Source organism: Lentzea sp. CC55 (genome assembly GCF_021056325.1).
In the GTDB taxonomy this organism is placed as follows: Bacteria; Actinomycetota; Actinomycetes; order Mycobacteriales; family Pseudonocardiaceae; genus Lentzea; species Lentzea jiangxiensis.
This window is the reverse complement of the sequence record NZ_JAJCXE010000022.1, coordinates 272,239-296,427: the sequence shown is the minus strand read 5'-3', so window position 1 is coordinate 296,427 and position 24,189 is coordinate 272,239. Positions and strand designations below refer to the sequence as shown.

At 63.8% G+C, this 24,189-nt stretch carries 21 protein-coding genes and 1 tRNA gene; 12 read left to right on the top strand and 10 right to left on the bottom strand.

Going from position 1 to position 24,189, the window contains the following annotated elements; translation table 11 throughout:
• Nucleotides 1-235: 235 nt before the first annotated feature.
• Nucleotides 236-3,937, bottom strand: coding sequence for a P-loop NTPase fold protein (locus L6E10_RS17240; protein WP_236220518.1), 3,702 nt, complete (start codon nt 3,935-3,937; stop codon nt 236-238).
• 213 nt (nt 3,938-4,150) lie between these two features.
• Between L6E10_RS17240 and L6E10_RS17235 the strand changes: the two genes are divergently transcribed.
• Nucleotides 4,151-4,726: an NUDIX domain-containing protein gene (locus L6E10_RS17235; RefSeq protein WP_236220517.1), complete on the top strand. Its 576-nt coding sequence runs from the start codon at nt 4,151-4,153 to the stop codon at nt 4,724-4,726.
• Here the strand turns inward: L6E10_RS17235 and L6E10_RS17230 are convergent.
• Together L6E10_RS17230 and L6E10_RS17225 are read right to left on the bottom strand one after the other, a co-directional pair.
• Nucleotides 4,691-5,866 (bottom strand): tetratricopeptide repeat protein, encoded by a 1,176-nt coding sequence (locus tag L6E10_RS17230; protein ID WP_236220516.1) that lies wholly within the window; start codon nt 5,864-5,866, stop codon nt 4,691-4,693. The two genes, L6E10_RS17235 and L6E10_RS17230, sit on opposite strands and share 36 nt — an antisense overlap.
• A gap of 146 nt (nt 5,867-6,012) precedes the next feature.
• Complete coding sequence (locus L6E10_RS17225; RefSeq protein ID WP_236220515.1) at nt 6,013-6,387, bottom strand: helix-turn-helix transcriptional regulator; 375 nt, start codon at nt 6,385-6,387, stop codon at nt 6,013-6,015.
• A gap of 154 nt (nt 6,388-6,541) precedes the next feature.
• Between L6E10_RS17225 and L6E10_RS17220 the strand changes: the two genes are divergently transcribed.
• The 5 genes from L6E10_RS17220 to L6E10_RS17200 are packed head-to-tail and all read left to right on the top strand — an operon-like array spanning nt 6,542 to nt 10,472.
• The gene (locus L6E10_RS17220) at nt 6,542-6,823 is read left to right on the top strand and encodes a helix-turn-helix domain-containing protein (protein WP_236220514.1); all 282 of its coding nucleotides are present in this window, start codon (nt 6,542-6,544) and stop codon (nt 6,821-6,823) included.
• Nucleotides 6,820-7,158, top strand: a complete 339-nt coding sequence (locus L6E10_RS17215) for a WhiB family transcriptional regulator (protein ID WP_308102806.1) — start codon at nt 6,820-6,822, stop codon at nt 7,156-7,158. Before L6E10_RS17220 ends, L6E10_RS17215 begins: the two co-directional genes overlap by 4 nt.
• A complete protein-coding gene (locus tag L6E10_RS17210) occupies nt 7,155-7,484 on the top strand; it encodes a hypothetical protein (protein ID WP_236220512.1) in 330 nt (109 codons plus the stop codon). The genes L6E10_RS17215 and L6E10_RS17210 overlap by 4 nt, the downstream gene beginning before the upstream one ends.
• Complete coding sequence (locus L6E10_RS17205; RefSeq protein ID WP_236220511.1) at nt 7,481-8,326, top strand: hypothetical protein; 846 nt, start codon at nt 7,481-7,483, stop codon at nt 8,324-8,326. The genes L6E10_RS17210 and L6E10_RS17205 overlap by 4 nt, the downstream gene beginning before the upstream one ends.
• A complete protein-coding gene (locus L6E10_RS17200) occupies nt 8,313-10,472 on the top strand; it encodes an FtsK/SpoIIIE domain-containing protein (RefSeq protein ID WP_236220510.1) in 2,160 nt (719 codons plus the stop codon). The genes L6E10_RS17205 and L6E10_RS17200 overlap by 14 nt, the downstream gene beginning before the upstream one ends.
• Before the next feature lie 242 nt (nt 10,473-10,714).
• Here L6E10_RS17200 and L6E10_RS17195 read toward each other — a convergent pair whose 3' ends face one another.
• The 3 genes from L6E10_RS17195 to L6E10_RS17185 form a co-directional block, all read right to left on the bottom strand.
• The gene (locus L6E10_RS17195) at nt 10,715-11,620 is read right to left on the bottom strand and encodes a Scr1 family TA system antitoxin-like transcriptional regulator (protein ID WP_236220509.1); all 906 of its coding nucleotides are present in this window, start codon (nt 11,618-11,620) and stop codon (nt 10,715-10,717) included.
• A 77-nt stretch (nt 11,621-11,697) separates the two neighbouring features.
• Entirely contained in the window at nt 11,698-12,582 is an 885-nt protein-coding gene (locus L6E10_RS17190; protein ID WP_236220508.1) for a Scr1 family TA system antitoxin-like transcriptional regulator, read from the bottom strand.
• A gap of 1 nt (nt 12,583) precedes the next feature.
• A complete protein-coding gene (locus L6E10_RS17185) occupies nt 12,584-12,874 on the bottom strand; it encodes an AMED_5909 family protein (protein WP_236220507.1) in 291 nt (96 codons plus the stop codon).
• 146 nt (nt 12,875-13,020) lie between these two features.
• Here L6E10_RS17185 and L6E10_RS17180 point away from each other — a divergent pair, with 146 nt between their 5' ends.
• The gene (locus L6E10_RS17180; protein WP_236220506.1) at nt 13,021-14,178 is read left to right on the top strand and encodes a hypothetical protein; all 1,158 of its coding nucleotides are present in this window, start codon (nt 13,021-13,023) and stop codon (nt 14,176-14,178) included.
• Between the two features lie 187 nt (nt 14,179-14,365).
• On the opposite strand, the gene L6E10_RS17175 is transcribed toward L6E10_RS17180, so the two are convergent.
• Nucleotides 14,366-14,503, bottom strand: a complete 138-nt coding sequence (locus tag L6E10_RS17175; RefSeq protein ID WP_236220505.1) for a hypothetical protein — start codon at nt 14,501-14,503, stop codon at nt 14,366-14,368.
• 188 nt (nt 14,504-14,691) lie between these two features.
• Here L6E10_RS17175 and L6E10_RS17170 point away from each other — a divergent pair, with 188 nt between their 5' ends.
• Nucleotides 14,692-15,750, top strand: coding sequence for a hypothetical protein (locus L6E10_RS17170; RefSeq protein ID WP_236220504.1), 1,059 nt, complete (start codon nt 14,692-14,694; stop codon nt 15,748-15,750).
• Nucleotides 15,751-15,795: 45 nt separating this feature from the next.
• Here the strand turns inward: L6E10_RS17170 and L6E10_RS17165 are convergent, their stop codons facing one another.
• Entirely contained in the window at nt 15,796-17,391 is a 1,596-nt protein-coding gene (locus tag L6E10_RS17165; RefSeq protein WP_236220503.1) for a tyrosine-type recombinase/integrase, read from the bottom strand.
• Nucleotides 17,392-17,527: 136 nt separating this feature from the next.
• Nucleotides 17,528-17,603, bottom strand: a tRNA-Arg gene (locus tag L6E10_RS17160).
• Nucleotides 17,604-17,848: 245 nt separating this feature from the next.
• Between L6E10_RS17160 and L6E10_RS17155 the strand changes: the two genes are divergently transcribed.
• The 4 genes from L6E10_RS17155 to L6E10_RS17140 all read left to right on the top strand — a co-directional run bounded on the left by L6E10_RS17155 (nt 17,849) and on the right by L6E10_RS17140 (nt 20,619).
• Nucleotides 17,849-18,616, top strand: a complete 768-nt coding sequence (locus L6E10_RS17155; protein WP_236220502.1) for a hypothetical protein — start codon at nt 17,849-17,851, stop codon at nt 18,614-18,616.
• Nucleotides 18,617-18,626: 10 nt separating this feature from the next.
• Nucleotides 18,627-19,364: an FkbM family methyltransferase gene (locus tag L6E10_RS17150; protein WP_236220501.1), complete on the top strand. Its 738-nt coding sequence runs from the start codon at nt 18,627-18,629 to the stop codon at nt 19,362-19,364.
• A 62-nt stretch (nt 19,365-19,426) separates the two neighbouring features.
• The gene (locus L6E10_RS17145; protein ID WP_236220500.1) at nt 19,427-20,194 is read left to right on the top strand and encodes a hypothetical protein; all 768 of its coding nucleotides are present in this window, start codon (nt 19,427-19,429) and stop codon (nt 20,192-20,194) included.
• 8 nt (nt 20,195-20,202) lie between these two features.
• Entirely contained in the window at nt 20,203-20,619 is a 417-nt protein-coding gene (locus tag L6E10_RS17140) for a hypothetical protein (protein WP_236220499.1), read from the top strand.
• A gap of 50 nt (nt 20,620-20,669) precedes the next feature.
• Here the strand turns inward: L6E10_RS17140 and L6E10_RS17135 are convergent, their stop codons facing one another.
• Nucleotides 20,670-23,867, bottom strand: coding sequence for a penicillin acylase family protein (locus tag L6E10_RS17135; protein WP_374236821.1), 3,198 nt, complete (start codon nt 23,865-23,867; stop codon nt 20,670-20,672).
• Between the last annotated feature and the right edge of the window lie 322 nt (nt 23,868-24,189).

The following is a 24,189-nucleotide window of genomic DNA, read 5'->3' as shown; positions in this document are numbered from 1 at the left end:
ACCGCGTTGCCGCTGGTCAGAGCTTGATTTCACCCGGCGAAAGGTGGTGCCCCAGGCAGGATTCGAACCTGCGACACACGGTTTAGGAATGTGCTGATCGCGCTGAGACAGGGTGTCTACCTGCTGCGATATGGCCAAACGAGCTCGCACCATGGCCTGCATCGTCTCGGTTCGGCCACAGTTCGCACCACGATCCGCACCACGCGCTTGGACCGCAACAGTCCGCTGCGAGCGTCTACGTTCTGGACTCGTCGATCTCGCGCTGCCAGGGGAAGAAGCCGCGCTTCGTTGGGTACCCCATGCGTTCAAGCACCTTGACCGTGCGGTCCTTGAGCTTCTTGTCGCTCGCGGCCCCGATGACTGCTGCGCTGATGGCGCGCCGTGTTCCGTTCGGAATCGGAGAAGCTAGATCTGGAAGAAATTCAAGGACAAGGTCCGCGGCGCTGCTGTTCTTCCCATCGGAGTTAAGCGAAGCGAGGGGAATCAATACTTGCTCCACAAGCGAGCGTCGCGCGGATGAGCTCGTCAGCCCTGACTTCTTCCAGAGTTCAAGAACGCGTCGGCGCTGAGTGTTGTTTGTGCTCTGCTGGTAACGCGCAATAAATAGCTCGGATAGGAACTGTTGAGGCGCTTCCTGTAGGCCAATTGACTTCAGTACGGCATCCGAATGAACAGGTTGATCGGCTCCACTCAGTAGCACTGAAACGAGTTTTTGATGTTCTGCTGGGCTCATCGAGCGACGTCGCTCAGCTATCGAGTTGAGCACCGCTGACGAACTAGTAACTGAGGTGCCAAAGCCCAATAGTTCGGCCACCTCCGAAGGTCCTGGCTTCGCTACTGTGATCCAGTTGGTGAACGTCTCAGCGCTATCTAGGTCGCTTGAGGCGACTATTCTGGTCAGGTCTGCGGCGGTGGGGAGCTGACTAGCAAGGCTTGACGCAAAATCCTTATGTGAAAGTCGGCACTTGAGCTGAAGGGCAATGCGAGTGCTTGGCGTAAGCCATTCGCAAGAATCAACCGCTTGGATTACCTTGAGCTGAACGGGCTCGCTTGCGTCAAAAAATTCAGGCGCCCATCCTGTGACCGTCCTCGGGCCGCTGTAAAACACGTATTTGACTAGCGCGGAATCTTCTTCTTGCTGTGAGAGGTCGGCCTGTAGGCACTCGGCGAGTGCGTCAGCCTCTGCAGCGAAGATTGGTGCAATATCAGCGATGGCTTCCTTCATGAGGATTTCAGCGACCTGCAGCTTGCGTTCACGCTCCGCTGCCGTTGCATCATCTGTAGCAACCTCGCCCAGGTCGACCGGAACTTTCAGGGTTTCTGCCACTGAATCATTAGGGATACGCCCGATTAGGCGGGCGCAGGCCGAGGCGGTGTTGTGGATTGCATTCAGGCTGGGTGGGTTCTTATCGGAAAATGCTTTATTCCAGAATTCGTTTATCAGTGCGCGAAGCGAGACAACGACGTGCTCGTCAGCCAGTGCAACTTCGTCAAGTGCTTGCAACCAGTGCACCCAAAGGCTCAGTATGCGTCGGCGGGAAGAAACGAGCAAGGCTGTGGCAGTCGTTGCATCTTTTACTTGGCCAAAGTCTGGCAGGAGATTCTCGATGCCGTCTCGGCACTCTTGGTTGTTGACCTGAAGAACCGCTCGAATGAGATATTCCGCAGCGGGCCTTGAGTCGTTGCGCCCCAGTGCCGTAATCCAGGAGAGTACTGAGCTAAGTACCATCTCTGGGGTCGGTTGTTTCGTTTTTGCTTGAGTGCTGGGTGTTGCTGTCGCTTCTTCTTGTTCTCCTTCCAGCTCTTTTGCGGCCTTGAAGGCCATTGACAGCGCATCGCTCAGCGGCTCTTCCAATGCGATCACGAGGGCAGTTGTGTCGCTTTCGCGAAGAGATGAGAGGACATTGGCTGCGCTCTCGTGAATGTCTGAAAAGAGGTGCATAAGAACTAGCTGGACGAAGTCGTTCTCGGCGACGCTTAGCGCAGCTTTAGCGTCTCGGACCACATAGAAGAAGAGCTCATAGTGCGACTTCAGGAGGCTGCTTTCGAGAACTTTGCTGCGAAGAGAGCGTGCTCCAGCCCTATCGCTAGCTAGGGAAAGTCGCCAAGCTCCTGCAAGCGTGTCGGCGTCTACGACGTTGGACGATCCTACGAGCGTTGGCGCAAGTGCTTCTACGAGCGCATCTGCTCGCTCGCCTAGTACCGATTGATCTAGTGCAATTACGTGAAGTACTGAGCGCGCGATATTGTCGGCTTCTACGCCAATGGCGGAGCGGGCTTGCTGAATCAAGAAGGCGACCGCAGAGGTGCGTTCTTCGCTGCTCAGCTTCTCGAAAATCTGACGTAGGCGTTTGATTGACCCGTCTTGTGCGAACTGGTCAATAGAGTCTGCAGTAGCTCCGTCAAGGTCAAAGACGTTGCCTGAACTTTGGACGTGAATAAGGTCGCGCCTTGGCCCTAGGACCGACCGGGTCCTGGATAGGTAGTCAATGAGCTGTTGTCCTTGCCTTTGGACTACAAGCTCGCGGTCGCCGGCTGCGTTGCTGGACGATGAGTCGTCAACATCACTTGGTGATTCATGCTTTGCAAGCACAAGGTCAACCGGTTGCTCACGTGCAACGTAGCGGTCAACCAGAAGTCGCGTAGCGGGAGGGACATTCGGGAATCGTTCCCAATCGTCGCTCTGGTCGTCAATCCGATATAGGATGTACTCAGGTAGCTTGGCGTCGATTAGGAGGTCGCGGGCGAACAAAGGGAACTCAACTCGGAAACATACAAGCCGTGCGATTTCGTCGACCCGAGTTTTAATATCCGTGGACAAAAGAGATCCCTGTTGCCTCGCTTCAGCAAGTCTATAAGCCAGAACGAAAGCGTTTAGTAGGTTCTTTACTCTCCGCGGGCTGCGGACATGAGAAGGGATCAGCACTGAGACGATCAGATCGATATCGATCTCTCGCCATAGCCCTGGTCTCGCGCGGACAAGGTCTGCTGCGAACCTGGTGATGCTCTGCGGCAGCAGTGGCGGAATAGGTATTTGATACTGAAAGACTTTGTCGAGATAGGCTGTGCCTGTGCTGTAGTACGGGTTAACCGTGTCTGCTGGCGTGGCCTGCTTGAGGCTGGTGGTAAGCGCCTGTTCAAGAACTTGCTGGTCCGTTGCGACGATGAAAACGCACTTCTCGACATCCAGAAAGGTGCGAACGGCATCAAGCGTCGACACGATGTTGATTGGTGAGCATCTGTCAAGCTCATCTACAAATATAATGAGACGATCGACTTTTGCTGTCTCGATAAGTTTGCGAAATACTCGTTCGAACTGCTCGTCACTGTCGGCCTTTTCGATCTTCTTCTCGACGACAAACGTTTTTCCTACGAACGCAATGATTGCGGTAAGAATAGTGGCTGGCAGCAATGTGGCTGTAGCTGCGGTCTTTGCTGAGGATGCAAAGGCTGTCCAGAATGGATCTGGCTGAAATGCTGATAGCGCGGCGACCACGCTTAAGGTTAGGCCAGCGCATGCTGCGAGAATACACGAGAAGAGTCCGACTAGCTTGAGCAGGCCGTGCTTCGGGAGGCCGTAGTCTGTCGTGGTTCGGCCAGAGTATAGATCACCGTGGAAGTCAGACTTAGTGATGCCAAGTGCTGACGCGGTCACACTAATGAAGTTGCGCCTGAGAGGATTCTCTGCGTACTTATATGCGTCGAATCGGACGAAGCGAACTCCCTTATGACCCTTCAGGCGCGTTTGCAGTAGGTTTGCAATTCCGCTCTTGCCGGAGCCCCATGCACCATAAAGAGCAATATTTGATGGTGTGGGCACGGTTAGTGTCAGCTGCTCAAGCTGTGCTGCGATGAGCGCATGGCTCAAACGATCTTCGTCAGCTGCGTTGACTTCGCGGTCGACGATCAGTTCGCTTTGGTCGTTCTGTCCGCTCATGCGGGCCACGTTGCCCCCTCTGCAGCAGGCGGTAAGCCGTCGCTCACCTGCCGTAAACGCCTGTTGTGCTTGCTGGAACTCTAGCCCTCGTGCCCCATTCGCTTTGGTAGGTGTGGCTCCGGCATGTCGTGTTGGGCTCAGAGATCACGACCGGCGTCAGGAATCAGCGTCTGAAGCCTGGTAGGGCCGCAGTGGTGAGGTTAGGCTAAGCAAGTGACGGAGTATCCAGAGGAACTCAGGTGGACTGTTCATGGCGAGCGTTCCGTATACGACAACCGCTGGGTGAAAGTAAAGCTCGTCGATGTCCAGCCGCCGGACGGCAGTCGATTTGAGCATCACGTCGTTCAGCTCGACCACGTCGCCGTAGCGCTCTTGATTAACGATCGTGAGGAAGTACTCACTCTTTGGCGCTACCGGTTTGCTGTTGACCAGTGGGGCTACGAGCTGGTTGGCGGACTTGTGGAAGAGGGCGAGGCGCCAGCTGCGACTGCGGCTCGCGAAGCTGAGGAGGAGACAGGCTGGCGGCCCGTCGGCGATCCCGAGCACATCGGTACCTTCCAGCCCCTGCCAGGCATCATCGATGCTCCGGTGGACGCCTACGTCTGGAGGAACGCCGAGAAAGTAGGCGAACCCACCGACGGAGAGGAGGCCGCGCGAATCGAGTGGATCCCTGTAGATCGAGTGCTTGATCTCGTTCGGGGTGGTGAAGTGCTGGGCTCTGGTGCGATCGTGCCTCTCTTGTACTACCTAGCTTCACGTGCGGTCGGAGCGTCCACGAGGGACAGGTAGCTCTAGGGTCGCGAGGCGTCGTTGCTGGCGATCGGACTTGATGCGGGACGCAAGCTGTCGTGCTGTGCGTGCGTACTCAAGTGCTCCCCGACTGTCGCCGGCAGCGGCGTACGCGAAGGCGAGATCCACATACAGGTTGGTCTGACCGCGTACGGCGTTGAGCCCAGGCGTGGCGAGACCTCGAACTGCGGCTTCAAGTTGGTTGATCGCGTCCTGATCTCCCAGCCGCAGAAGCGAGCTGCCGCGCCAACGTACGAGCTGCCCGTCGTTCAGAAGTAAGAAGGGCATCTCGGGATCGACGGGATTTGTTGGCAGCAAAGAGCTTGCGTCATCGAACGCACGCAGTGCCGCGTCCCGTTGACCGTCAGCGGCGAGCCCTTCTCCGTGCGCCGCGGCGAGCCACGATTGCAGCAGCGATGGCGCGCGGTTCTCCGCGACGTATCGCGCGTACTCCAGTAGTTCGACGGCTTCGGCCGGCTGCCCGATGTCGAGCAGGATCACCGCTTGCTGTGCGGCCGCGTGCGCTAGGAGGTGTGGCGAATCTGCTTCGCGCGCAGAGACTTTCGCGTCCTCGTGGTACTGCCACGCCTGAAGCTGTGAGCCCCTATCAAGGGCCGTCCAGCCTGCAAGCGTCCGCGCGTCTGTGAGGATCGCGGCAAGGCGTTCGCGGTGGCGCGAACTCACGCTGAACGTGCGGTAGTCCTCGATCTGCCGGACGAGGCTGTTCAGCTGGTCCAGGACCACTACGGCGCCGAACTTGTGGTCCGAGCTTCGCAGGTCGTTGACCTGCCGCTGGAACATGTCGAGCGTCGCGGGATCGATGCTGCGCGCGATGATCAGTCGTTCGCGTAGCTCTTCGGCGCTCTGGTTCTCGATCTCGGGTGGGAACCCAAGCTCTTCGTTGGTTCGTCCGTAGAACTCTCGGAACAACCGTTGGTAGGCGGGATCGGTCACCTCTACGTGACCGTTCTCCCAGCGCGACATCATGATGAGCATTGATTGCTCTGTCGCCTGAGCACCGCCGATCTGCTGTCCACGCGCCAGGAAGAACCTGACCACCTGTGCCTGCGTGTACCCCAGCTCGTCGCGGACTGCCCGCAGCCTCGATCGAGGCTGCTCACCGCGCTTCTTTGCTGCCACGTCCCCCCGTTCCCCAACGGTCGTGACCTGCGGACCTAACTCCTCCTAACAAGCGGCGTGATAGCCGCTGGCAATTATTTTGACCCCCTCTCCGGCTGTCTTCTGTTCACATGACAGCGATACCGAAACAAATCGGCGAACGTGAGCTAGTCCTTTCGTCGGCCTGCGTCATCGAGACGATTTGTGAGCGCTCCGACCTGGGCTCGAAGGCCGCGGAGTTCTCGAATAATCGTGTTGAGCAGCGGGACGAGCGGGTCGTCTCCGGTCGTGGCCGGCGAGTCGGCCTCGGGCGGCGTTTTCCCTTGCAGCACCGCTCCCAGGTGCTGCGGGTGCCAGTCGAGGGCGATCGACAGAGCTTCGAGCGTTCGTGGGTTCCGGCGCCGCTGGATTCGTCCCTGCTGCATCTCTCGAACGATCGCGAGCGAGACCCCGGATCTCTCCGCGAGTTCCTTCTGCTTCAAAGCCAGCTCTGCCGCGCGGGCGTTCATTGCCTCCGCGACTGCCGACCAATCCTCTGTCACGTACGCCTCCGGGCTCCGCCTTCAGCGCCGACGTTAGCGCGCGCTCTTGCTCTGAAACGGGCTTAGCGCTGACATCGGCGGCAATTCAAGGCTAATCAACGCCAACGTCAGCGCTTTCGGAGAAGAAATCAGTCTTTCGAAAGGGCTACATCTGATGACTACGTCAAGTACGGCGGGGAGTAACCCGCCGATCTTCTACACAGTCGCGGAGGCTGCGCGCATCCTGCGCGTGGACGTCGCGACCATCTACAGGGCCATCCGAGAGGACGCGTTCCCGGCAGTGCGTCTGCGCACCCGATACGTGATCCCTGCACGTGCGGTGGAGGAAATCGTCCGGCAGGCGTCGGAGTCCGGCAGCGTCGTTGACGTTGCGCGGATGACGGCAGAGCGCCGGTCGGCTCGTGAGTTCGAGGCCAAGGCCGGGGGTGCGTGGTGAACCCGGCGAACTACTACGAGGTGATCGCGGCTGAGCTCGACCGCTACGCCAAGGTCCCGAATGACGTGTTGCTGGAGATCGTGACACGAGACGGCGTCTGCATGTGGCTGTGGGCGAACGAGGACGAGCCGGAGTGGCAGAACGAGAACCTGACCGATCGGGAGTTGGCCGCGCGGCTGTGCGCGGACTGTCCCATCCGCAACGTGTGCCTGGAGCTGGAGCTGCGCACGGCCGGTGCGGAGACGGCCGGTGTGTGGGGTGGGCTGTCGCAGGACGATCGACGCGCGCTCTACCGCGTGTGGCGGGCTCGTCGTGAAGGCGGTGAGCCGTCGTGACGATCAACCTGACTCCCACGCAGGTCCTTGCGGTGCTGGGTGCCGTTGTTGTGGTGCTGTGGATCTGGCGAGCGAGCGCCCGTAGGGCGAGGGCTGCGGCGAACGCAGCACGTACGGGTGCCCGGTTGCTCTCGCTCACCGGGCGGGTGCTTGTGATGGCCGGCGTCATCGTCGGGGTTCAGTGGGTGGTGATCACGCACCGGGGCGACACCGTGTTGTTGCTCGTGGTGCTGGGCCTTCCCGCGCTGTTCGCCGCGTACACGCTGACTCGCGCTCTCACGATCACCTCCTACGACAGTCCGCATGGCAAAGGTGATCGGCGATGAACGCGGTCACTCGGGTTCGGGAAGGGGTAGCCGCCTTCGGGCGGCTGCCCGCCGCCCCGGCAGCGCAGCAGCTCGCCGCAGATGCGGCGGAGGCAGCAGAACTGAGGGCCTACGCGACGCACCCTGACGTGGTCGCACTTCGCGTCGAACGGGTTCGGGCTGAGGTCGACCGGCTGTGCTGGGCGGGGATCGTGCTTGGTCTCGGCTTCACCATGACCAACGTGCAGAGCTTCGCGGCAGCGGGCACGCCGGCGTGGTCGTTGCCGTGGCTCGCGGCGTGGTTGCTCGATCCCACCGTGTCGCTGGTGCTGCTGGCGATCCTTCGGGCGGAGCAGGTCACCGCGCGGTACCGGGTACGCACAGGTTCGTGGACTCGTCGTGCGAAGTGGTTCACGCTCGCTGCTACGTACGTCATGAACACATGGCACTCATGGGCAGCAGGTTCGGTGTCCGGGGTGGTGCTGCACTCCGTTCCGCCGCTCGTGGTCTTCGTCGCGGCGGAGGCTGTCACGGACCTGCGAGACAAGCTCACGGAGGCCGTGACCGTAGCGTTCACGGAGGCGGAACAGCGGACGGCACCGGTCACCGCGGCCAAGCCTCCGGCGGCTGTTGTGACAAGTCCTGAGCGCGCAAAGGTGAAGCAGCCCAACGCGAACAAGTCCACACGCGTGTCCTCTGCGGACTATCTAGCCAAGGCTCGCGAAGTGTGGACACCTGAAGTCGTGGTGAGCCCTGCGTGGGTTCGCGAGGTCACCGGTTGCTCGCGCGGTCTCTCATCACGTCTGGCCGCAACACTCGCGGCGGAGTTCTCTGAAGGTGGTGACGGCCATGAGCGTGGATGACCAGGAGTTGGCCGTCACGGACCCGCGTCTGCCGGTGCGTGCGGTGCCCGAAGGCGAGTTCGTGAACGACGGTCCGCAGGTATGGCGCGCCACGTGGGTGCGCCGGTTCATGAACTGGTGGAAGCGTTCACCACGTGTGCCGCTGTGGGCGAAGGATCGCGTTCACGCGGTGCAGGCCGCGAAGGATTTCGTCGTGGCCCTGCTGCGTTCACCGTTCCGGTTCCTCGGGGCCGTGGTGCGCGGCCTGGTGGTTGGCATCAGGTGGTGGAGGTCATGGGTCACCGTGCGGGACTACCGAGAGGCTGCCGAGCAGTCGGAGAAGCTCGCGGACAAGTTCGGGGACATCCGTGAACTGACGCTCTTCCGGTGGAAGGTCACCGGGGCCGTGGTCGTCGGCGCGGCGATCGTCGGCGCCGTCGTTGATCTCGTGTACGGGCACCGGGTGCTGTGGATCGGTGGCGGTGTCATTGCCGTGGCGCTCGCTGTCCTCGGTAGGCGGAAGGACGGCAGTCCGGGGCGTAAGGCGGTGCTCGCCGGTCCGCGCACGCTGACGTGGACGATGGACCCTCAGGTGCTCGTGGACGCGTTCCGGGACGCGAAGCTGATCGGGAAGGATGAGACGCTGCGTCTGGTCGAGCGGGCGACCAGGCAGGGCGACGGGTGGGCCATCACCGTGGACCTACCGGCCACCCGCAAGGCGGCTGACGTGGTGAAGAACCGGGACGCTCTGGCCTCCGCGCTCGCCGTCGATGAGGTGCAGCTCATCGTGGAGCGTGTCCGGGGGAACGGCGGCCATGCCGGCCGGGTCGCGATGTGGGTTGCGGACGAGGACCCGTACGCGGCGCCTCCGATGCGGACGCCTCTGCTCGCGGTGCAGAGGTGGGACGCGTGGCGGCCGTTGCCGTTCGGGCGGGATGCTCGTGACCGGCGCATCGACCTTCCGTTGGTGTGGACGTCGTTGCTCATCGGCGCGATCCCCAGGCAGGGCAAGACGATGGCCGCTCGATTGGTCGCAGCGGCCTTGATCCTGGACCCGCACGTCCGGCTGTACGTCGCTGACTTCAAGGCAGGAAAGGACTGGATTTCAGCGGCACAGGTTGCTCACCGGTTCATGTCCGGCGACGACACCGAACACGTGCTGGCGCTCGTCGACTGGCTCGTGGAACTCGTGGGTGAGGTTCAGGGTCGCTACCGGCGGATGCAGGAGCTGGACGACCTCACGTGCCCGGAGTCGAAGGTCACGCCGGACATGTCTCGGGATCGAGCACTGGACATGCCCATCACAGCTGTCTTCATCGATGAGGTTCAACTACCGCTCGAAGATCGCACACCTGTCGAGGTGCAGGGGAAGAAGCTCACGGCAGGGGAGTACATCGGCGAGTTGCTGACGTGGCTCGCCAAGAAGGCGCCGGCTGCTGGGCTCGTCCTGGTGCTCGCTACGCAGCGTCCCGACAGCAAGACCATCCCGTCCAAGCTGCGCGCGGTGCTCGGCTCGCGATTCGCGCTTCGGGTCATCGACTGGCGTGACAGCAACATCGTCTTGGGCGAACAGATGAACACACGCGGCTATGACAGCAGCCGTCTGCTGCCGTCGCACAAGGGCGTGGGCATCCTGCGGCCGGACGGCGAGACGGAAGCTGGTGCCGATGTACTCGCGCTGACCGTGCGCACGTTCTACATGCCGAACGAGGACTGGAGGGAGTTGTGCGAGCGCGGCCGTGGGCTGCGTGAGGCAGAGGGGACGTTGACCGGACACGCGGCCGGTCAGGAAGCACAGCCGATGCTCGACCACGCGGCCGTCGCGAAGGCGATCGGGAGTGGTGCGCCGATGTCCGCGGAGGCCACTCGCGCAACGGATGTTGAACTGCCTGAGCCGTTGGCGTCCGTTGTGGAGTATCTCGGGGAGGGTGCTGACGGCCGCGACTTCCTTCCCACGTCCGAGCTTGTCGAGGCGTTGGGACTGCAGAGGACGGCGTTCGGACGAGACATGGTCGAGTTGGGGTGCCGGTCGACTCGGGACCGCGTGGCGACGACTGACGGGGTGAAGCAGGTACGCGGCTATGCCGTCGCGGATCTGCTCGCCGCTGCCGAACGTCTGCGGGACGCGTCCGTCCTTGACGGCGAGGTGATCGACGGTGAGCGTTGACCCGTCACAGCCCGTCCCACCAACCCGTCACATCGTCACAAGCCCTGTGACGGGTCCGAAACGGTGCTCTACCTGCGCGAACGATCCGCCGTGACGGGTGTGACGTGTGACGGGTAGTCCCGTCACACGCGGCCGTCGCGGTACCCGATGACGTGAAATCGGCTACCGCGACGGCCTTCGGATGCCAGCCTTGGCGGAGGCGTGACGGAGGTCGCCAGGGCTGGCCGCTTGAGGTGTGCCATCTACGGCACGGGCGGGAGCGGTCCCACCGAAGGCGCCTGCAAGCTTGCGCTTTCGTCCGCATGAACCCATGCGCTCTCGGACAACTCGGCGATCAACGCCTTGGATTCGTCCTCATCCAGGCTGGTGTCCATGAGTGCACTGACAACGGTGTCGTAGCCCTTGACCGCGTCCTCGGCTTCGGCGAACAAACTGGAGTTCTCCAGCTCCACCCACACCAGCGGTGCGTACTTCCCGAAGGTCAGCAGTGTGAACGGCCCCGCCATGCCGGCGTGTGCGCCGCGTGCTGCGGGGACGATCCTGATCGTGGTGTTCGGCTGGTTCGCCGTGACGGCGAGGTGCTGCATCTGCCACGCGTGCATCTCGGGACTACCGACTTGCAGGCGCAACGCCGACTCGTGGATGAAGAACAGGCGCCGCGCGCTATTGGGCAGCGCCCGCTGCATCGCGAGGTGCGCCTTCGCCCGTTCTTCGAGTTCATCGGCGGGGATCGTGGCGGACGCTCGGAGCACCTCGCGGATGTAGTCGGCCGTCTGAAGGAAGAACGGCACCATGGTCGCGTGCCAGCTGACGAGCGTCTCGACCACCTGCAGGTTCTCGAACGCCGTCCGTACCATGACGGGTGGACAAGTGCCATGTTCCTGCCACCAGCCGCCGCCGTGGTGTCGCATCGGGAACAGGTCCATCAAGTGCGCCACTTCCGGCGCCGGGGTCCGGCAGACTCCTAGCAGTTGAGCAACCTCGATCTGCGTGAAACCACCCTTGCCGTTCAGGACATTTGAGACCTTGGCCTCGTCGCAGCCCATGATCCTGGCGATCTCACGCGAGGGAAGTCCGGTGCTCTCGATCGCCGCTCGAACTCCTGCCCCGAACTCGCGACCGCGGACGGTGGAGACTCTCTTTGGCATGATCAGTTTCCCGCCTGGGCAGTGGTCATGCGCAGCCGACGCTGACGCTGTTCGAAGTTGTTGTCAGACAGAGGTTCTTACAGAGCCAGCGATGCCTGGCTTAGCCAACGGGCCGACTCTTCTCGTGTTCTGACGACGTTGTTGAGCGCGAGAAGAGCACGTTCGTAGGGCTCGCAATCAGCAGCGGACTCAAGCCAGGTGTCGCCGCCGTGCAGGGTGCGCGTGAGGACGACGTCATCGAAACGCGGTGCTCGGAACCGCATGACGGTGAACGACTGCTGCATGCCGAAGTACGGTCCTGCATCGCCGTTGACGATGTTGAGGTCGAACCCCGTCCGTTCGGTCAGGTCCTCCAGGCGCCCAAGCTGTTCGATCATGGCGGGGACTCCGCCGACGCTGCACGTGAGAACAGGCTCAGTCACGAGAAGGCGCACGCACAGCGGGCCGTGGCTACCTGGTCGTGCCGCTTCTTTGGCGTCCATGTCCAGCCGGGCTAAAACGTCCTGCTGCCAGCCGAGATCGAGGCAGCCGGCTACGGCGCCGGACTTGCGCAGCATCTCGTTATAGGCGTTGGTGCGGAACAGCTCAGGAACGGCGTCGGTCGCCACGATCAGAAGTTCCGTGGCCTCCAGCATGACGTTCCAAGGCGTCCACACCAGACGAGCCCACGCGTCACCGTTGATCCGGTCCCACATCTGAGGGTCGTTTGCCCGTTGCGCTACACGAGCACAAAGCTCGATCTCGTCGTCGGGTGCGCGGCACGCGGCTCCGATCCTCAGGACATCGCTGGGCGACGGACGTATCACGGCCCTGCTGATCTGAGAGAGCGTCGCCGCCGAGTAGCCAACCAGTTCACCCAACTCCGCGAGCGACCAGCTACGGAGGTGGCGCCACCCCAACACGACCCTGCTCAGTGCGCGCACTTCCAGGCTTGCTTTGCCCGCGGTGAGCTTCTGCGCCATGTCAGCTCGCCTCTCCCGCCGACGATGCGGCGCCGGCATCGGCCTTGATCTGCCGGTCGAGCGCTTCGCCGCGTTGACGCTCGCACGTGGCCCATGCCGTCGCTTCGTGGAAGTGACCCCGGTCGATCTGAGCGACCTCGGTGTAGATGGCCGCGCTGCGCAGGTAGTAGTCGCGCCACAGGCGTAGGTCCTGCGTAGCCGGATTCGGACGCGCACGGCTGAGCGCCTCGTGAGCCTGCATCAGTGTTTGCGCCAGGGCGGCCTTTGCCCACCAGTCCTCGTTCGACTGCACCTCATCACCTCGCCTATTGCTGCCGGAACCGCAGACATCAGCGTTCACTCGGCAGCGCGAGGTGTAAATGACCTGGTATTGACCTAGCGTGCCATGATTGGACCTGGGCTAAGCAACGCTGACATTGGCGCATGAGAGGTCGACCGATGGGCTCGGCACGCGGGCAAGAACGGGCACACACGCTGTTCGGCGAGCTGCTGCGGCAACGCAGGCAGACCGCCGAAGAGTTCAGCGAGGCTGCCGAGGTGTTCGCGCGCGACCACGGCCTGAAAGGAACGATCAGCCCACGGCACGTGCGCCGCTTGGCGTCCGGCAAGCGGGACGACGGGCGCGGCCTGGGACCAGTCACGGCCGCGACCGGGCGCCTTCTCGAAGAGATGCTGGGCGTGCCGATCGAACGCCTGCTGGAGCCCGTCGAACAAGTCACCCTCACGGCTACTGAAGACGAGCTTGCCCTGCGGGCGAGGTTCGCAGCCGGTCGTGCCCTCGATATGGACACCGTCGGGTTGATGAGGCAGAAGCTCGACATCACGCGGGTCATAGATCGGAAGCTGGGCGCCTCCGCCTTGCGGAGCGAGTTGTGTGCGCAGATCGATCACATGGAGCGCGTTCTTCGAGACGTGCTCGATCAGCCGATCCGGGCAGCGCTCGCTGAACTCCTGGTTGACGCGGCTGCGCTTGCCGGGTGGCAGTCGCTCGATCAGGGATTGGTCAACGATTCGTGGAACCACTACGACACCGCGAAGGCTGCCGCACGGGAAGCTAGGTCGGTTGAGCTAGAGGCGTACGCGTGTGCTGGGCAGGCCGTGGTTCTGCTCGACCTCGGTGAAGCTGGCGCCGCTGTGGAGCTGACACGGCACGCACTCGAACTTGCGCATGGTCGAGTGCCTCGCCTGCTCTATTCATGGCTCTCCGCTGGCTACGGCGAGGCGTGTGCGGCGAGCGGCGAGCGCGCGCATTGCCTGATCGCGTTCGATGATGCTTTGCGATCGATGCCGGCATGCGTCAACGGTGCAGAGACGCCTTACCTGGTGTTCGATTCGACGCATCTTGCTCGGTGGCGCGGCAACGCGCTCGCTCGACTCGGTGATCGAGAGGCGATCGAGGTGCTCTCCGATGTTCTTCGGCGCCTTGATCCGACTTTCGCGCGCGCAGAGACGACGCTTCGGGTGGATCTCGCACAGGTACTTATGGCGAACGGCGCCGAAGATGAGGCAGCCGCGCACGTTGAACGTGCGCGGCTGCTCGCGGCTCAGGTGGGCTCACAGCGGCAGCAAAAGCGGCTTGCTTCGTTTTCGGTGTAGCGATCCAGACTGCGATCTAGCTTCCGATTCCGTTCGCGTGTTTCGCTTATTCCGACTTGCTCGACGCTGTCATTCCCGCCTGAAGTGCGGTAGCTGGGCATGGTCGCGCCTGTGTGGTGACCATGCCCAGCCGTGCGGTTATCTAGTAATTCTGTTTAGCTTGCTCGTCTCTGATCAGAGTAGGACATCACTCGCTGTCTTTGCTGCGGTTCTGCTGTCGTTTCGATCTTTCGCCGCGCAGTCGCTCGACTGCGGCAATGAGGAGCACGACGCTAGTACACAGGTCGAGCAGCGGTGTTGTCACGGTCGCAATGATCTCGTGCATGGTTTCCTCCGTCTTTGGCGTTGATTGGGCTGCCATGACGAGGATTTCTGTTGGCGTCAGCGTTCACGAGGTTCGCGCACAACGTCGAACGTTCGACTTCGTTCGGCGAACGTGACAGAACGCAGTAACGCCAACAGGGCATGCTCCGACTCACATACGACACCAGTACCCTTCTGTGAGGAAAACCCGTGGTCACACGCGTCAACGCGGAGCTTCCCGCCGTGGAACCGCCGCCTCCGGACATCGGCGACCTGAATCCGGCTTCGGCTCAGACGAGAGTTCAGTTCGGTGGCCTGTTGAGGGAGGTCCTCAGGCGTGCTGACCGCTCCTACGGCGATGTGGTGCGGTACGTGGAGGGCTTCGAGAAGGAGGTCCGAGGTGCAAGCCTCCGGTCCGCATCGAGCATCTCCGACATCATTAACGGAAAGAGGCTGCCGAGAAACGTCCAGGTGCGCTTGATCCTGCTCACCTGCCGTGTCACTGACCCGGCCGTGCTGGATATGTGGGAGAAAGCTCGCTATGCAGTAGCGGAGCGGGAAAAGGTCTCAAGCCTGCCTGATGTCCTATCGGCGCGTGAAGAGGAACTCGGTGCAAAGGCCGCAGAACTCCAGCGTGCGGTCGAGTCGCTGAGCCAAGTTGAGAAAAAGTTGTGGGAGGATCTAGCGCGGGAGCGAGCAAAGGCGGAGAAGTTAGAAAAGGAGCTGCGCCGTCTGCGCGCCGATTACCGTCTAACTGATGAACTGAAGAGTAAAATCAGTCAGTTGGAGGACTTACTCGAACGTGAGCAAGCGCTTGTCGATCAGCTTAAAGCAGAGTTGCAACGGACCATCAGCGAGCGCAGGCATGCTGAGGTCTCGGTCGCCTTGGTGTTGGCTGAGCGCAACGATACTCAGATTGCCCTATCGCTAAACGATGCGGCCGATCTTCAGTTCAAGCGCGCTGAGTACGAGCGCCGCGCAAAGGAAGACGGGGCACGTAAGTCCGACGTTTTGCAGCAGGAGATTGCCGAACTGCGCACCCTGCTCGCTACGTATCAAGCCGCGCAGCACGACGAGCACCCAACTGTGCCTACTGCGCCCGCGCCGGATCACAAGCTGGAAGCTCTCCGACGGGAGATTGCCGAACTGCGTGCCTTGCTCGCCACATATCAAGCCGCGCAGCATGATGGACCTTCAGCCCCTCTTGCTGTATGCGTACCGGTTTCGGAGCCGAAGCCTGCCTGGTGGCGACGCCTGCTACAGCGCTGACCGCGGTGCACCTGTGAGTTTGGCAGACGAGCATCACTGCGCCAGTCAACGTTCGACTGCCTCTGGCTCCTCGGTCTTTCGCTTGCGCTTAATGCTCACGACATGGGCGGTATCGGGTTCCTCTCCTGGCGCGAGCACAACAGCCCGTTTGCCGCGACTCGCGTTCACCAGTCCGGCCGCCTTCAGTTCTGAGATGGCGCGGTTGGCGGTACCCGCTGACACCCCGTATCGCGCTTTCAGTTCGATGACCGTGGGAAGGAGATCACCAGGCTTGAGTGCGCCGCAGGTGATCGCCCCGCGCAAGTCGGCTGCGATCTTCTGGTACGGGTTGTCCACTGCCGGTTCGAGCGTGGAGACCGGGGCGCCGGCCAGATCGACCTTGATCGGTGGGGTTGGCATTCGTCCGCCGATGGTCCCCGCCGCACGCTGGTCCGCCTCCGAGACCCATGCTGAATAGACGCGCAAGGTGGTCGCGCCTCCACCGCCGTGGCCGAGTCGTCCGGCGACCGTGCGCACGTCTACGCCGGATGCGATCAGTTCCGTTGCGGAGTAGTGGCGGAGCGAGTGAATGTGCATGTCCCAGCCGAGTCGGGCGCACATCCGGCGGTATCGCTGGGTCACGGTGTCCGGTTTGATCCACTCGGCGTGATCGAACCTGGGGGAGAAGAGGCGGCCGTCCTTCGCGACCTTCACGCCCAACTCGGCTGCCTTCGACCTGCGGTACTGGAGGTACGCGCGCAGAAGGCCGACGGTTTCCGGGTCGAGTGCGATTCGGCGTTGCTGGTGAGTCTTGGTGTCTTTTTCCTCTGTGGCCGCGCCGTCCTGGCTGATGCTGGTCTTGACCGGCAGTACGGCGTTCTCCAGGTCGAGCAGATCGAGGCGCAAGGCGCACATCTCACCGCGTCGGGCGCCCGTGGTCATTGCCAACCACACGAACATTCCCCAGGAGAGGTCTTTGAAGGCCTCGTTGACGATGGCGGCTGCCTGCTCCGGTGTAGGTGGGTGAGGGTCCGCCGCGACCGGCCTTGGCGTCTCGGCCTGCGCGAGCGGATTCGTCGCGGTCCACCGCCATTTGACGGCCCGCTTCAGTGCGCCACTCAGGCACCAGTGCACTTGCCGGATGGACGACTTCGCGAGCGGGCGGCACACGTGCTGCGTGCACTGCTGCTCTGTGCAGTCGTGAGGCTCAGTCGTCTTGTGCTTCTCGATGTACGGCCTGCCGTCGCAGTGGGCGCGGCAGCGGCGCAGCACGCTGTAGAACGAGTCCAGCGTTTCGCCGTTGAGCTTGCCTACCTGAAGCTTCCCGAGGATCGGGCGGATGTGGTTGCGGATGTAGCCCTCGTAGCTCTTCCGCGTCTTCTTGTCGACGTCCAGCAGTTCGAGGTAGCGATCCATGAGCCGGTTGACCGTGGCCTTGGTCTTCGAGTTCCGCTGCTCGTCGATCTCGTTGATGATCCGAGTACGCGCCTTCTCGGCTTCTTTCGCAGCGTTCGGACCGGCTGGGATGGTCTCGGTGATGTAGTGCCGACGACCGCTGATCGGGTCGATGCCGGCGTAGACCTTGACGCGCAGCGAACCGCTCGGAAGGGGCTCGATCTCCCCTCGCTGGCGGCCCTTGGCGGGGCGCTTCGGGGTGCTCATGGTGCGACCGTACGCCGGGATCGCACCACGTCTAGCCCCACGAACGGGCGACGAGATCGACTTCAGTCCTGACTAAAGACCAAGGGCTCCGACCTGTTTTCACTGGTCAGAGCCCTTAGTTTCACCCGGCGAAAGGTGGTGCCCCAGGCAGGATTCGAACCTGCGACACACGGTTTAGGAAACCGATGCTCTATCCCCTGAGCTACTAGGGCTGGCGACAGCAGTCTAGCGGGGTACCGCCACCGAGTTGACCAGCGCCCCCCGGCTACGGCACGACGGGCCGGTTCCTCACGCACCGTGAACACCCAGAGGAGGGAGCTGCGGCCGTTGGAGGGAAGTGAGGCAGGCCACCTTCTTTCGAGTAGAAACGTCAGGTAGGGAGGGTTGCGTGAGCAGACCTTGGCCCGACTTCCGTCCTGGCCCGCTCGGTGCCCTTAAGGCTTGGTGGCGCCGGCGGGTGCCCCGGCGCGTTGACGACATCACCTTCGTGCCGCCGGCCAGCAGTCATCAGCAGGAGTTCGAGACCCCGTTGGCCAGTGCCGTGTACGGGTTGGACTTCCAGCTCCGGTTGACCGTGGTCTGGCGACTCGACCTGGCCACCGGGTTGCGGCACAACTCGCCGAAGAGCGCGGCCATCCACCACGTCCTGCAGCGGGCGAAGGAGATCAGCGGCAAGGCGATGCTGGTGCACCACGCCGCGCTGCAGGTGCAGTTGGGGGACGAGCTCGCCACCGAACGGCAGGTGCCCGGTACGCACGTGTGGGCCCGGGCCGAGCAGGTGAAGGTCACGGTGGGGGACGAGGACCTCGAGATGGCTCGCAAGCACATCGAGCTGTTGAGGAACTCGACGTTCAAGCTGGCCGAGCGGGACGTGGAACGCGCTGAGATCCGGTACCTGCGCGACGAGGTCCTGACGGACGTCGGCACGGCGACGATCTGGTGGTTGCAGCGCAACGGGTACCAGGTGCAGGAGGCGGTCAAGCTGGCCGACCACCTCGCCGAGCTCGTGAAGATCGCGCAGCGGGAGCCGGCCACGCACTGGGCCGAGTCGTTGGTGAGCAGCGTCGAGCGGGCCATGCCCGAGCTCGAGGACGTGCACCGCAAGGACCTGCGGCTGCACCTGGCCAAGGCGCTGAGCGTCTACGGGGGTGCTCGGGTGGCGGCCGAGTTCGCTGATCAGGTCGGGTTGCCCGCGGGCGAACAGCACCGGAACGGACACGTCTAGGCTCGGTGAGGTGCTGACCCAACTTCGCAGTGCCGCGGTTGTCGCCGGGTTGCGGGCCCTGGCCCGGCTCACGCCCTATGCCGAGGCGGAGCTCATCGGGCTCCGCAAGGTCGTCAAGCCCGGTGACGTGTGCGTCGACGTCGGGGCCGCGTTGGGGCTCTACACGGTGACGCTCTCGCGGCTGGTCGGTCCACACGGGACTGTGCACAGCGTGGAACCGCTGGTGTTCGCGCACCCCGCCCTGTCGTACGTCCTGCGGCCCCGGGAGGGGCGGAACATCAAGCGGCACTCGGTGGCTCTTGGCGCCGAGGAGCAGGGGCGTGAGGTCATGAGCGTTCCGGTGCGGCACGGGAGTCCCGTCACCGGGCGGTCGTTCCTCACGGCGGGGGCGAACGGGCTGGGGTCCAACGAGGAGTTCGAGCAGCACCTGGACGTGCTCGTCAAGACGGACACGCTCGACCACTTCGTGCAGGAGCAGGGGATCTCGCGGCTCGACTTCGTCAAGGCGGACGTGGAGGGGGCCGAGCTCAAGGTGCTCGAGGGCGCGAAGGGGACCATCGAGCGCTTCAGGCCCGCGTTCCTGCTGGAGATCGAGGAACGGCACGTCGAACGGTTCGGGTACCAGGCCAAGGACGTCGCCGACTTCCTCACCGAGCGCGGGTACCGGATGAGCACGTGGCACGGCGGTGAGTGGGTGCCGACGAACGCCATCGGGGGCGAGATCCGCAACTACCTCTTCCGGGTTTAGGCCGGCCGGGCGAAACCCGCGCCCGGAGTGCACGGCCGGGATCCGGGGCGCGTCTTGCGGATGTGCAGGACAACGTGGAGATCGCCCGGCTGAGTCTCGGGCTGCTCGTCGCCGTCACCGTCCCTGTCGGCTTCGCCAGGCAGGGGCAGCGTCTGTGGGTCTGCGTCGCGGTCAGCCTGGTGTACGCGGCCTATGTCGTGTTCCCGGCGGTCGACGGGGTCGCGGCCGTCGCCTCCTGGCTGTGCGCGGGGCTCGTCACGGCGGTCCTCGGCGTTCTCGGGCGTCGGGCCGGGGACGACCCTGTCGTCGTTCGTGCGCGCAAGAACCCCGGCGAGGTCTGGGAGTGGTTCCGCCTGCGGTGGTGGCCGATCACGGTGCTGCTCGCCCTGGTGACCACGGTGCTCGTGGCGATTCTCGGCAGCAAGGGATCACGGGCTTCCGGACTCCTGGTCGGTGCGCTGCAGGACCACCGGTGGTCTGTCGTGCTGTCCGGCATGATCACGGCCGTCTTCGTCGGTGATGACCTCATCCGCGTGGTGTTGCGGCCGCTGGTGCGCCAGCTCAAGCAGCAAGGGGTCGACGTGGCATCACTGGCCCCGACAAGTGCGCACATCGGCTGGATGGAACGGGCGTTGGTGTTCATCCTGGTCGCGGGCGGGCAGGCGGAGGCGGCGGCGCTGGCCATTACGATCAAGGCGTTGTTCCGGATCAGCACGGACCGCAGCCGAGACTTCACCGAGTACTACCTGGTCGGTACGTTGACCAGCGTCGTGCTGGCGACGATCGTGGCCATCACCGTGAGGCTCGGGATCGGGCTGTCGCCGCTCTGAAGGTTGTGATGAACAGGTTCTGGGAGCACGAGTACTTCCGCGCGTTGCTCGCCCTCGGGCTGCCGGCCGAGGACTTCGCGGTCACCGGTAGTGCCGTGTTGTACGCCCACGGTGTGATCGGCGATCCGCGGGACCTCGACGTGCTGGCGCGGGGGAAGGCCTGGGACCGCGTGTCGCGGCTCGGTGAGCCGAAGTCGACACCGCTCGCCGAGGGAGCGGAGATCACGTTGGGAGATCTCCAGTTCCTGGACCGCTGGTTCCCCGGGTGGGACACCGACGTGCTGATCGACGAGGCGGACGTCCTGCACGGCTTGAGGTTCGTGCGGCTCGAGGTCATCAGGGCCACGAAGGTGATGCTGGGACGGCCGCGGGACCTGGAGCACGTCGGGCTGATCGACGCCCATGTCGCACAAGGCCGGACATAAGTAGAGGACGCCGACCCCTGGGGGTGGATCGGCGTCCTCATCTCGAAGGCCTACAAGCTGTAGACCTCAAGCTCGTACAGGGAGTACCCGTACCGGGTGGCCCGCTGGGTACCCGTCATGCGGAGGTGTCTCGCATCCTGTGGTGAGAACGCTACGACATCCTCGCCGCCATCGCCAGCACTTGTGGAGAAAACGTTCCTCCAGGTCGTTCCGTCATTGGAAATCTCGATGCGGTAGCCCCTGCCGAACGCCGGCTCCCATCGCAACACCGCGCGACCGATCCGTTGCACTGCGCCGAGATCCACCTGGATCCATTGGTCGTCGCTCCAGTCGCTCGCCCAGCGGGAGGTGGGGTTGCCGTCCACCGCGTTGGACGGTGGGAGGGTGTTCCAGCCCGTTTCGTGGGACGACGCGGTGGCGGTGCGGCCCGCTGCCAGGTTGGTGATGTTCTCGCCACGGCGTGACGGGAACTGCACGACCTGCTGGTAGGTCGGGCGGTTCTGCCAATGGATCTTCTCGTGGGTGATGCCGCCCATGGCGCGGTGGATGATCGTGTCGGCGCACCACTGGTCGCCCGCGGCGCAGTCCGCGTCGCCCGGGTAGACCCCGGTGGCGGGCTTGGCGACGGCGGCCTGCAGCGAGGTCACGAGGGCCGTGCGGCAGCCGGTCAGAGTGCCTCCACCGCAGTAGGTCTGCGGGAACGCGCCCTGGACCGGGTCGCCGAGGACCTTGCGCAGGTCCTTGTCCACGTAGCCCCACCAGCCGTACTGGAACGACGAACCCTTGTGCGGCGCGGCACCGTGCGTGTCGGACGGGGCCTCGTCGATCTGGACGGCACCGACGACCGCGTTGAACAACCCGTCGCCCAGCGATGGCTTGAACTGCGCCTCGACGAGGAGGGGCCACCAGGCATCGAGGATCCGGATGGCTTCGGCGTGCCCGTACGCCTTGCTGCCCTTCGAGGTCTCCTTGCGCAACGAGCCGGAGCGCTGCCAGTCCTTCAGCTTCTGCACGGCCGGGGCGAGGGCCGGGTCGACCGGCGCCGACTCGACGACGCGCAGCAGCTCGGGCAGCACCTGTTCGGCGCGCAGGTCGGCCACGGCCGCCTCGGCCATGACGCGGGTCAGGGACGCTCGCGTCACCTTCCGGCCCGACGCGATCAGCGCCCGCACCCGCTTGTCGAGCAGGTCGCCGCGGTGCACGGCGCTGTGGCCGAAGCCGCCGAAGGTGAAGTCGCGGGCCTGCTTGTTGTTCCAGGAGACGTAGTAGTCCTGGTTGATCGAGTTCGGGTGCGCGGCGAACGGCATGTACGCGGCGGTGTTCTCGTCGCCGTTCCAGTTCACCCACTCGTGTTCGGGACGGGCCCAGGTCGGCAGGTTCGGGTCCACAGTGGAACGGCGCACCGGGTTCAGGCCCGAGTTGAAGTACGCGGTGTCGCGGGAGTCCACGTAGAACCAGTTGAACGCGTAGCCGATCTTGTCGGCGGCGCGCTGGAAGTCGGTGGCCGAACGGATGGCGTCCGGGTCGTTGAGCTCCTGGAAGCCGATGATCGAGTCGACCTCGTGCATGTACGTCGAGCGCAGCGTCGTGTACGCCACGACCTTGCCGCCGACGGTGGCACGGCTCGTCACCAGCCCGTACTTGGTCCGGTACATCACCAGCGAGTAAGAACCGGCCGGCGTGCCGTCGGCGACGGTCGGCTTCCAGGCGTTCTTGCGCTCCAGCCGTTCCATCGGCAGGCAGGCGCCGCGGTACAGGTACGACGAGGAGGCCTTGGTGGCCGGGGAACCGTCCGGGTTGCACAGCTCGACGGCGTAGGTGTCGACGATGTCGTGGCCCGACGAGGTCGCGCTCCACGAGTAGTCGACGCCGCGGCCGAGCTGCACGTACATCGAGACGCCGGCGAACGAGACGCCGCGCGAGCGGATGCCGGGGCCGTTGAGCTCCTGCAGCAGCAACAGCTGCGGTGCGAAGTACCCGGTCTGGGGGCCCCACACGGCGATCGGGTTGCCGGTGTCGGTGTGCGCGCCGGAGACGGACAGCGCGTTCGACATGCCGTGCTTCTTGTTCAGCAGGTCGGCGGGCAGCACGCCGTCGGAGAAGATCCCGCGGGCCTTCTCCAGTTCCGGCGACGCGGGGACGGCGACCGCGGTGCCCGTTCCGCCCACCTCGTCGTAGACCATGCGCTCGGGGGTGATGCTGCCGGAGTCGGGCAGCGCCACGCCCGCGGGGCTCGCGGGGGAGGCCGAGTAGGGGAACGACTGTCCGTCGTGGAGGGTCAGCACGGCCTCGGGGTCGTTCTGCGCCCGGAACGCCTTCCACACCTGCTCACCGGTGGTGGCGCCGTACCTGTTCTGCGCGGCCAGCTTCACGAGCGCCGACTGCACCTCGCCGCCACCGCCCGCGCCGAACAGGCCGCCGACCACCGAGGCGATCGCCACCATGTCGGTCGACTTGAACGGCTGGATGTCGTTCCAGTTCGTGATGGCGTCGGCGTGCCCGGTCAGCACGTACTCGCCGGGGAAGTTCCGCGCCGCGACCGACTGCGTGATGTAGGCGTTGATCCCGGCGATGTAGTCGTCGACGTCGGCCAGTGCCTGCCGCCCGCGCTCCCCGCCCTTCGCCGCGGCGGTGTCGATCTGCTTCTGCAGATCGGCCTCGGTGTACGGGATCTGGTTGTAGAAGCTCTGCTCCAGCACGCGGTTGCCCGGCGCGCCCCCGGCGAAGCCGGTCAGCTGACCGCGGCCGAGGTGGCGGAAGAGGTCCATCAGCCACAGGCGGTCCTGCGCGGCCGCGAACCCGGCGCCGAACATCGTGCCGGACCGCGTGGTGCCGGTGATGTGCGGCATGCCGATCTTCTTGTCACGCACGATCGTCACGTCCGGCCGCGGCTTGACGGTGCTCTCGACCTGGTCGGACGGCACGCCGAACGAGCCGTCGTTGAAGAAGTCCGACAGCTGGGCGTTGGTCAGGCCGCTGTAGCCGGCGACGAGGCCGTCGTACTTGGCGAGCTGGTCGGCCGAGTGCGCGGGCCTGGTGCCGAACGCCTTGTGGCCGAGGATCTCGGCCAGCGTCGCGTTGCCGTTGTTGCCGGGCGGCAGGACGTCGCCGCACTGGCCGAGGCAGTGGTCGTCCGCGGTGTACGCGGGTGCGAGGGGTTCGGCCTGGGCCGCGGACGGGACGATCATGAGGGAGGCGGTGACGGCGGCGGTCGCCAGCAAGGACGTCACCGGGTTGGCTCTCCGCATCCGCGAAGCTCCTCTCCGTGCAGGGCTGTTGTGACGTACGTTACTTTCCGGTAAGGCTATTGCGAAAGACCTTCGCGTTTACCTGACCGGAGTAGGAGGTCCTGTATCGATTCGGCGAACCATCGAAGAGACATATGGGCAGAAACGAGGGTGCGAACGACTTCTGAATCGGATTAAGCGGGGCGTATCCGTGTTTCTGGTACGTCATTCCACTCAGTGGGATTTCGATGTTTCGTCACTCAGTGTTCCGACGACCCCTCCTAACCCCAGGTGAAGCGCCTACGCAGCGAAGTCGGCACCTAATTCCGGTAACTGTGAACGT

Bases quoted from the DNA above. Each gene is read 5' to 3' on its own strand.
- L6E10_RS17200 (WP_236220510.1), top strand. From the start codon at position 8,313: ATGAGCGTGGATGACCAGGAGTTGGCCGTCACGGACCCGCGTCTGCCG.
- L6E10_RS17165 (WP_236220503.1), bottom strand. From the start codon at position 17,391: ATGAGCACCCCGAAGCGCCCCGCCAAGGGCCGCCAGCGAGGGGAGATC.
- L6E10_RS17220 (WP_236220514.1), top strand. From the start codon at position 6,542: ATGACTACGTCAAGTACGGCGGGGAGTAACCCGCCGATCTTCTACACA.
- L6E10_RS17175 (WP_236220505.1), bottom strand. From the start codon at position 14,503: ATGCACGAGATCATTGCGACCGTGACAACACCGCTGCTCGACCTGTGT.
- L6E10_RS17135 (WP_374236821.1), bottom strand. From the start codon at position 23,867: ATGCGGAGAGCCAACCCGGTGACGTCCTTGCTGGCGACCGCCGCCGTC.
- L6E10_RS17195 (WP_236220509.1), bottom strand. From the start codon at position 11,620: ATGCCAAAGAGAGTCTCCACCGTCCGCGGTCGCGAGTTCGGGGCAGGA.
- L6E10_RS17240 (WP_236220518.1), bottom strand. From the start codon at position 3,937: ATGAGCGGACAGAACGACCAAAGCGAACTGATCGTCGACCGCGAAGTC.
- L6E10_RS17180 (WP_236220506.1), top strand. From the start codon at position 13,021: ATGGGCTCGGCACGCGGGCAAGAACGGGCACACACGCTGTTCGGCGAG.
- L6E10_RS17205 (WP_236220511.1), top strand. From the start codon at position 7,481: ATGAACGCGGTCACTCGGGTTCGGGAAGGGGTAGCCGCCTTCGGGCGG.
- L6E10_RS17140 (WP_236220499.1), top strand. From the start codon at position 20,203: ATGAACAGGTTCTGGGAGCACGAGTACTTCCGCGCGTTGCTCGCCCTC.
- L6E10_RS17190 (WP_236220508.1), bottom strand. From the start codon at position 12,582: ATGGCGCAGAAGCTCACCGCGGGCAAAGCAAGCCTGGAAGTGCGCGCA.